General features: G+C 63.1%; 2 protein-coding genes. One reads left to right on the top strand and one right to left on the bottom strand.

Annotated elements, in window-relative coordinates:
* Positions 1-92: 92 nt before the first annotated feature.
* On the bottom strand, positions 93-320 hold the full coding sequence (locus A3722_RS17070; protein ID WP_067916315.1) for an MliC family protein: 228 nt from the start codon (positions 318-320) through the stop codon (positions 93-95).
* A 4-nt stretch (positions 321-324) separates the two neighbouring features.
* Here A3722_RS17070 and A3722_RS25360 point away from each other — a divergent pair.
* Positions 325-484, top strand: a 160-nt coding sequence (locus tag A3722_RS25360; RefSeq protein WP_443068789.1) for an MliC family protein, incomplete at its 3' end; no start/stop codon positions are given.

Raw genomic sequence — 484 nt, forward strand, 5'->3', positions numbered from 1 at the left:
CCTGATTGTTGCGTCGCAAGAGCCAGCGCCCAAGGGGCACTTTTCGCGCCCCCCAGAGCATATTGCCGCCCGCGCCGCAATCCCGCATGGGGTCAATCTTGCGGCACACAGTCCGTATAGATCGGCGTCACCGCGTCGCTGGCCCCCTCGTGCCAGCCAAGGCGCGCACGGCCCTGATGTTCCCACCATTCATAGGACGACCCATCTGAAGGCCAGCCATATCGCGCGCCAGAGCCGGAGGGCATGGTTTGCAAATGGATCAACCGCCCTTCGACATAGAGCACCGCAACAGCGGGATCGGCATCGGGGACATAGACCACCGNCNTGACCTATCTCTGTGACCGTGGGGTATCGGTGCCGGTGGTCTATGTCCCCGACGCCGATCCCGCTGTTGCGGTGCGCTATGTCGAAGGGCGGTTGATCCATTTGCAAACCATGCCCTCCGGCTCTGGCGCGCGATATGGCTGGCCTTCAGATGGGTCGT

The organism is Sulfitobacter sp. HI0027 (assembly GCF_001634775.1).
Taxonomy (GTDB): Bacteria; Pseudomonadota; Alphaproteobacteria; order Rhodobacterales; family Rhodobacteraceae; genus Sulfitobacter.